Below are 6,965 nucleotides of genomic sequence, written 5' to 3' on the forward strand. Positions count from 1 at the left end.
AATGAAAATGAAAGCAGCTGTGATGACGGAAATTGGAAAACCTCTTACGATTACAGAAGTAGAGCTTGCAGAGCCTGGGGCGAATGAAGTACTGGTTAAAATTGAAGCAACCGGCGTCTGTCACAGCGACTTCAATGCGCTTTTCGACGATACAACACCGATCCCTACTATTTTGGGCCATGAAGGAGCGGGCATTGTAGTGGAAGTAGGGCCGAACGTGAGGACGGTCAAGCCGGGAGACAGGGTGGCTTTAAGCTGGGTTCCGTTTTGCGGTACTTGTGAATTTTGCCAGACCGGTAAGGTGAACTTGTGCGAATCTGCCTTTGGGCCGATGTTTACAGGGACACTTCTGGATGGAACGACGCGTCTGAGCATGAATGGCCATAAGGTGTATCATAATTCACTTTTATCTACGTTTGCTGAGTATACGGTTGTACCGGAAATGAGCTGCGTGAAAATGCCTGATGACATGCCTTTCGCGCAAGCATCCTTGATCGGGTGTGGGGTGGCTACCGGGTATGGAGCTGCTGTCCGAGCGGCGGAAGTAACGCCTGGCTCGACAGTTGCCGTATTCGGCATCGGAGGCGTAGGCGTTAATGCCATTCAAGGAGCCCGCATCGCGGGTGCTTCCAAAATCATCGCCTGTGACTTAAAGGCGCAGAATCTCGAAATTGCGAAGAAATTTGGTGCTACCCATACCGTAAACGTCGGTGAAGTTAACGCTTCCGAGGCACTCAAGGAACTAACGGGGGGCTTTGGCGTCCATTACGCGATTGACTGTTCGGGGAATACGAATGCCGCATCATCGGCGTGGCAAGGTACTCGCAAAGGCGGAACAACGGTCGTCATTGGTGCGTTTAATCCGAAAAAGGAATTGGCACTTCCCGCAGGCGGGTTTCATAGAGTCGGTAAAATACTTAAAGGCAGCTTCTACGGTGATGTTCATCCATTCCGTGATTTCCCAATCATTGCCCAATTGTATTTGGACGGTAAACTTGAATTGGATGAATTGGTGCTTTCCCGCATTCATTTGCAAGAGATTAACCAAGCGTTTGACAGTTTTCATGATCACTCTTGTGTCAATGTAGGGCGGACTATCATTGAGTTTGGGGGGAACAACCAATGAATGGATTTGAATTTCAAGCGAAGACGAAAGTAGCGTTTGGCATTGGCCGTTCCAATCAAATTGCAGATGATGTTAAGGCTCTGTCTCGAACATATAAAGTGGTGTTGGTCACGGATCCTGGACTCGTTCAACTGGGGGTGCCGGAACCGATTCTTCGGGCTCTGCATGATGGCGGAATAGAAGCCCACTTGTTTAGCGATGTGCAGAGTGATCCGTCCAGCACATCAATCGATCAAGCAGCTGCAATGATCAGAGAGTCCGGAGCCGATTGTGTTATCGGATTAGGCGGCGGTTCTGCGATGGATGTGGCGAAGATGGCTGCTCTAGTTGCAGGGGATGTTCATCCAGCTGAACATTATGCGTTGATGGCCCATTCCTTCCAGCCGAAGCAGGTCAAATCCATCATGATCCCGACAACTTCCGGCACCGGTGCAGAAGTGACCAGTACGGTCGTGTTCTCGACAACGGAGAAACGCAAAGTTTGGGGCTGGGATGCGGACATGGGCCCGGACCTAGCCGTGCTTGATCCGACACTGACCGCCCTGCTGCCGCCGCATCTAACGGCGGCAACCGGACTTGACGCGATTGTGCACGCCATCGAAGCCGTTGCAGGGAAGCGCAGCAATGCGATGATCCGTGCACTCGGTCTTGAAGCGATACGTTTACTGGGTCAATCGCTGCTTATTGCCGTTAAGGAGCCAGTCAACCTGCAGGCGCGAGGTGATCTTAGCCTTGGCGCCATGCTCGCCGGTATGGCGATTGAGCAGGGCGGCACGGGGATCGCCCACTGCATCGGCCATGCGCTCGGAACGCTTGGCCGTGTCCATCACGGGCGCGCTGTAGCCATAGCGCTGTATGATACGTATGATTGGAACATAGAAGCGAATGTTCCGGCTCATGCCGATATTGCGCGTGCGCTTGGCGTCATCGATCAGGGGCAGGACGACTTGGCCTTGGCTGGGGCAGGCGCAGCCCGGTTCCGCCAGCTGGTTGAAGCAAGCGGTCTACAGCTATCGCTTGCTGGCGAAGGATTGAGCGCAGCGGATGCAGATAGATTTGCTGAAATCATGCAAGCGGAGGAAAATGCGCCTATGCGCAATAACAATTGCCGTGCTTCTTCCGCCAGCGAGCTCCAGCAGTTTGCTCACCATATTTTATCTCGATGACTACACTTCTGATTATCCTTGGTCTTCAGGTTACTTATGTTACTATGCTGACAACTCGTTTTATCTTGATGGTCAAAGGGTTTCGTTACATTGCGGCTTTGATGAGCGCTTTTGAAATCGGAATTTATGTCATTGGCTTCAAAATAGTGCTGGATCATCTGAACGAACCCATTAATTTGATTGTATATTGCTTAAGCTATGGGCTGGGCATTCTCTTAGGTACTAAAATTGAAGAGCGCTTGGCGCTCGGATTCGTAACCGTCCAAGCGGTAACAAGTGATGAATACGGCCATTTAGCCGGGGAATTGAGAGCTAAAGGATACGGGGTTACCGTATGGCAGGGTGAAGGGAAGGAAGGAGCAAGATGGATCATCTCCATCGTCATTCATCGCAAAGAGCAGCAGCTGCTGTATCAAGCGATCTTGGCTATAGATCCGCAGGCTTTCGTTGTGTCGTATGAGCCGAATTTGTTTCATGGTGGTTTTTTGATCAAAAAATCCATGTGGAACCGACGGCCACAGGTTGAATTAAAAAGGGAATAAAAGTGTAAATGCCGGTGTTCCTCGTAGGAACATCGGCTGTTCCCGTATTTGAATAGGCGTAATCCGAATCGGATTTTAAATGGTTGGGGGATGACAAATGTACAATAATCTTACAACCGCTGTGACCCAAAATGTTCAATTAAATGTAACACCAGAGCTCAAACAGTCTCTCTTTATCCTGCAAATATCTGCGGAAGAGCTAGCCGACTTTCTGCAAATGAAAGCGGTGGATAATCCGTTGCTCGATATCGTATGGCCTTCCTTGCGTTTTGGACGATCGAATCTGACGGGGATGGATCCTAAAGATCGTCTGTTAAACAATATTAGTTTACCTACGGATACCATCGAATCGATGCTATTGGCACAGCTTAGGCTAAAGAATATTTCGAAGAGCGCCTATGCTACAGCTTCGTATTTGGCTGGGAATATCAGTGAAACCGGATACTTGGAAGTTTCTGTTGGCTTGGTTGCTGAGACGCTGGGTAGAAGCGAGGAAGAAGTCAAAGAGGCGCTTGCTTATCTGCAAGCCTTGGAACCGGCAGGTATAGCTGCCCGAGATCTTAGGGAATGCTTGCTGCTGCAAATCGAGCGTGATGCCAAAAGGGATCCATGGGCAGAGACGATCGTCCAGAATCATTTGCAAGAGTTGGCCGGTGGTAAATGGAAGCAACTAGCCGAAAAGTTGAAGCTCAGCATAGAGACAATTCGGACAACACTGGATTACATTCGTTCGCTCAATCCTCGTCCAGGGATGGTCTATGGTGAGCAGACGCCAAATTATTGGCTTCCAGATGCCGTCATTCTTAAGAATCAAGGTGAATACGAATTGTTCATGACAGATGCTTATCTTCCGAAAGTTGCCTATAACAGGGAGTACCGCACTTATTTATCAGGAAATATGACCAGTGATGGATTGCAGTACTTGCGGGAACAGTCCCAGGATGCAGAACAGCTGCTTAGAAGCTTGGAGCAGAGAAAAACAACGTTGAGGCGTGTGATTGAAAACATAATCAAAGAGCAAAAAGCTTTTTTGGATCATGGGGTATCGCATTTAAAACCGATGAAATTGAAAACAATTGCAGATCATCTCAGCCTTCATGAATCGACGATCAGCCGTGCCGTGCAAAATAAATGCATTCAGACACCGCAAGGCTGGTACGAATTAAAGTTTTTTTTCCCATCCGGCGTATCGACAGCAGAGGGAGAGGATGCATCTGCTGAAAGTATTAAATCGGAAATCAAACACCTTGTTCATCAAGAGGATAAAAAGCATCCATTATCCGATCAGCAAATAACGGATCTATTAGTTAAGATAGGTATTCAACTCTCGCGTCGCACGGTGATGAAGTACCGCGAGGAGATGAAGATTCTATCATCGAGGCTGCGTTCTTAGTTTCTTACATAATCAGTACAAACATTCGCCTATGGTGCTATACTGAAAAGTGCGAAAAAGATCGGAAGGAAATCGAAGTGGATACATCATTTTGATAAAGTCTGTTTGGGCGTAATCGCTCAAACAGGCTTTTTTTATTGGATGGAACGACTTCCCAATAGCCTACCAATCCTTCAATCATTGAAATTTTGATATAATAGGCATATATTCTCAAACAGGAGCAACTTCCCACAAGAAATATTACCTACACACGAGCTTTGTACGATTTGGAGGCACACAGCATGGATTACGTAGAAATTGGTCAGGTTGTTTCCGGGTTTCGGGAACGTATGACCAAGCTGGCACTTTTTGATCCTCTCTATGAGCTTCAGTGAAAGCGCCAAACTGATCGGCAAAATAAACCGATAGATTTCATGGAGCTTGGGCTGTTGACGCTGCTTTACTTTTTTGAGCAGAAGTTGATGCGCAATAACAAGGCGGGTGTCAAAGACTTAGCCGAGTTTCTGTTGAAAGTGACGGGGATTTTCGTCGATTTGGATGAAGCCGGATTTGAGGATCTGGCGAGGCAGATCACGCAAGTTTTTCGCCCAACGACAGGGAAGAAACGGGATTTTACGTTTATGAATTGGGAATCCGGTCAGACGGAGCATATTTATATATCGATTCTGAAAGCGAACGCCTTCGACTTAAAAACGAATACGCAATATTACACGCTCGACGAAGATGGGTTGGAGCTTATTTTTGCGACCAAGGAATTTTATACCGAATTTCAATTATCGATTCATCAGCTGGTACTGCGCAAGCAATTGGAAAAGGGTGAGTTCGAAGGAGCACTGCGGCAAATTAATGAGATGCGGATCGACGTGGAAGCTTTGCAGGAGCGGATGGTCAAGCTGGAGCATGAGTTGAAAAGAAATATCGTGTCGGAAGAAACGTTCGGACGATATAAAGGTTTGCTGGAAGATATCTATTTGCGTTTGCAGATGGAAAATGAAGAGTTTGAAGAACTGCGGCAATTTGTGAAGGAAACCAAGGATCGCGTTCAGGCACAAACGGTCAGACAAGCGGATCAACGGCCTTATGAGTTAATTTTACGAATATCCAATGAGCTGGAGAAGGTACATGGCGAGCATTCTGTTCTTTTTCACCAGAGTATGGTGTTGAAGTCACAAGCACTCAGCGCAGCGCAAGAATCCTTATACTATACCGGGTTGGACTCTTTTAACTTTGATCAGGATATTGCTTCTCTTATTTTTAGTACGCCATTGCCTTTGGAAATGATGAAAGGTGTGCTGGCCCCGTTCTTGCCGATTCAAGAGACGAAGATGTGGTCGCTTTTGACGGTGTGGGCCGAACAAAATATGCTGGAAGACGGCAGCGGACAAGAGCGGGATGACAAGTTTCTGGAAATTGGCGGAGACAGTGACGAATACCGGTACCAGACGATGCAGAAAAAGCTGTATATGCTTCTTATGGAGCTGTTGCTGCAAAGGATGGAAGAGCAGGGTCAAGTCGAGTTGCAACCGTTTATTCAGTGGTTCGGAGAGAGCGAACATGCAAGATTGCTGGGCGAAAGAGCTTTCTATGATTTTTGGATTTATTTGCATCAAAGAAGTCCGATTCGGGCGGATGATAGGGATAAGCAGCAGAATGAAGAGCCGGGGACGTTGCTGGAAGACATGTATATGCTTCTTGGCAGCCGCTGTCTGGTTATCATGGAGCAAAAGGATATTATGAAGGTAAACGACAGGTTTAGCATACAGAATATGTTGATTTCGTGGGGAGAACAGGATGACAATTGGACTTGAAAATGGGACTGTAATGAGAGCTTTTCGCATTTATACCTTGCTCGCTCGCGATAATGCGGTGGGCAAAGAATGGCTCCAAGAGTATATGGCGGACGATGTGGTACGCGGGCTTGTAGATCAATTCGCACGGGAAGTCGATTGCGTAACGATCATTGCCGGCGAACAGTTGTATATGATACCAGAGACAAGGCTATCGCCTTTTCATATGAACAATGAAGTGATTAAACGCACCTATCTGCGGGCGAATGCCGTGAATGCAGATCTTTATCTGATGTATGTCAGCATTATTGTGTTGATTGGGGCCTTTTATGACAGCTACCAAACGATGGAGCCCACGAGAAGTTTCATCGGGATTGAAGAGTGGACTGCGCTTGTGAATGAGCGAATTGCGCTATTGAAGACGCATCCTGAAGCTGAATTAAGAGAGATGGAGCAGGAGTTTTCCTATAATTGGACGGCCTTGATTGAAAAATGGAGTGCGATGGACGATATCAAGGAAACGGCTGCGAGGCAAAGCGGGAATACGATTAGCCGGGTTAGCTTTATGGATTCTGTCCGCAAGTTCCTAGTAGCACAAGAGCTATATAAGTTGAACTAAAGGAATTCATTCCCATGCCGTTGAAATAAAGATACAAAATCTAAAAACGACGGTGGACATATGGAATCGACACAAGCATTTATAGAGATTGAAGCTTTGATGAAAAAAGAGAAAGATCGGCGCATGTTTGAGAGGTATCAAGCCATTTATCTGCAGTTGAAAGGTAAGAATGCTCTAGAGATTTCAGAGATCATCGGCAGAACGGAACGAACCGTCTATAAATATATGCGTGCCTATCGTGAGGCTGGAATAGCCGGACTGCAAATGAATTATTCAACTGGAGCCCCTGAGCGACTAACGAAGGAGCAGCAAGAACAACTTCGACATACCAT

At 47.1% G+C, this 6,965-nt stretch carries 7 protein-coding genes; all 7 read left to right on the plus strand.

Annotation, left to right across the window (positions count from 1 at the left end; genetic code table 11):
- The first annotated feature begins 1 nt into the window (after position 1).
- Positions 2–1,126, plus strand: a complete 1,125-nt coding sequence (locus G519_RS0130430; protein WP_029197885.1) for a Zn-dependent alcohol dehydrogenase — start codon at positions 2–4, stop codon at positions 1,124–1,126.
- Entirely contained in the window at positions 1,123–2,292 is a 1,170-nt protein-coding gene (locus tag G519_RS45295) for an iron-containing alcohol dehydrogenase (RefSeq protein ID WP_051253829.1), read from the plus strand. The genes G519_RS0130430 and G519_RS45295 overlap by 4 nt, the downstream gene beginning before the upstream one ends.
- 44 nt (positions 2,293–2,336) lie before the next feature.
- A complete protein-coding gene (locus G519_RS45300; protein WP_244280281.1) occupies positions 2,337–2,834 on the plus strand; it encodes a DUF2179 domain-containing protein in 498 nt (165 codons plus the stop codon).
- A gap of 97 nt (positions 2,835–2,931) precedes the next feature.
- On the plus strand, positions 2,932–4,227 hold the full coding sequence (rpoN, locus tag G519_RS0130445) for an RNA polymerase factor sigma-54 (RefSeq protein ID WP_036634344.1): 1,296 nt from the start codon (positions 2,932–2,934) through the stop codon (positions 4,225–4,227).
- A 428-nt stretch (positions 4,228–4,655) separates the two neighbouring features.
- Positions 4,656–6,035 (plus strand): replicative DNA helicase, encoded by a 1,380-nt coding sequence (locus tag G519_RS45305; protein WP_307720136.1) that lies wholly within the window; start codon positions 4,656–4,658, stop codon positions 6,033–6,035.
- A complete protein-coding gene (locus tag G519_RS45310) occupies positions 6,019–6,633 on the plus strand; it encodes a DUF6063 family protein (RefSeq protein ID WP_051253831.1) in 615 nt (204 codons plus the stop codon). Before G519_RS45305 ends, G519_RS45310 begins: the two co-directional genes overlap by 17 nt.
- Before the next feature lie 60 nt (positions 6,634–6,693).
- The coding region (locus tag G519_RS0130460; protein WP_036633728.1) for a helix-turn-helix domain-containing protein at positions 6,694–6,965 on the plus strand (272 nt) is incomplete at its 3' end.

The organism is Paenibacillus alginolyticus DSM 5050 = NBRC 15375, from assembly GCF_000422905.1.
Classification (GTDB): Bacteria; Bacillota; Bacilli; order Paenibacillales; family NBRC-103111; genus Paenibacillus_E; species Paenibacillus_E alginolyticus.

Bases quoted from the DNA above. Each gene is read 5' to 3' on its own strand.
- rpoN (WP_036634344.1), top strand. From the start codon at position 2,932: ATGTACAATAATCTTACAACCGCTGTGACCCAAAATGTTCAATTAAAT.
- G519_RS45295 (WP_051253829.1), top strand. From the start codon at position 1,123: ATGAATGGATTTGAATTTCAAGCGAAGACGAAAGTAGCGTTTGGCATT.
- G519_RS45300 (WP_244280281.1), top strand. From the start codon at position 2,337: ATGCTGACAACTCGTTTTATCTTGATGGTCAAAGGGTTTCGTTACATT.
- G519_RS45310 (WP_051253831.1), top strand. From the start codon at position 6,019: ATGACAATTGGACTTGAAAATGGGACTGTAATGAGAGCTTTTCGCATT.
- G519_RS0130430 (WP_029197885.1), top strand. From the start codon at position 2: ATGAAAATGAAAGCAGCTGTGATGACGGAAATTGGAAAACCTCTTACG.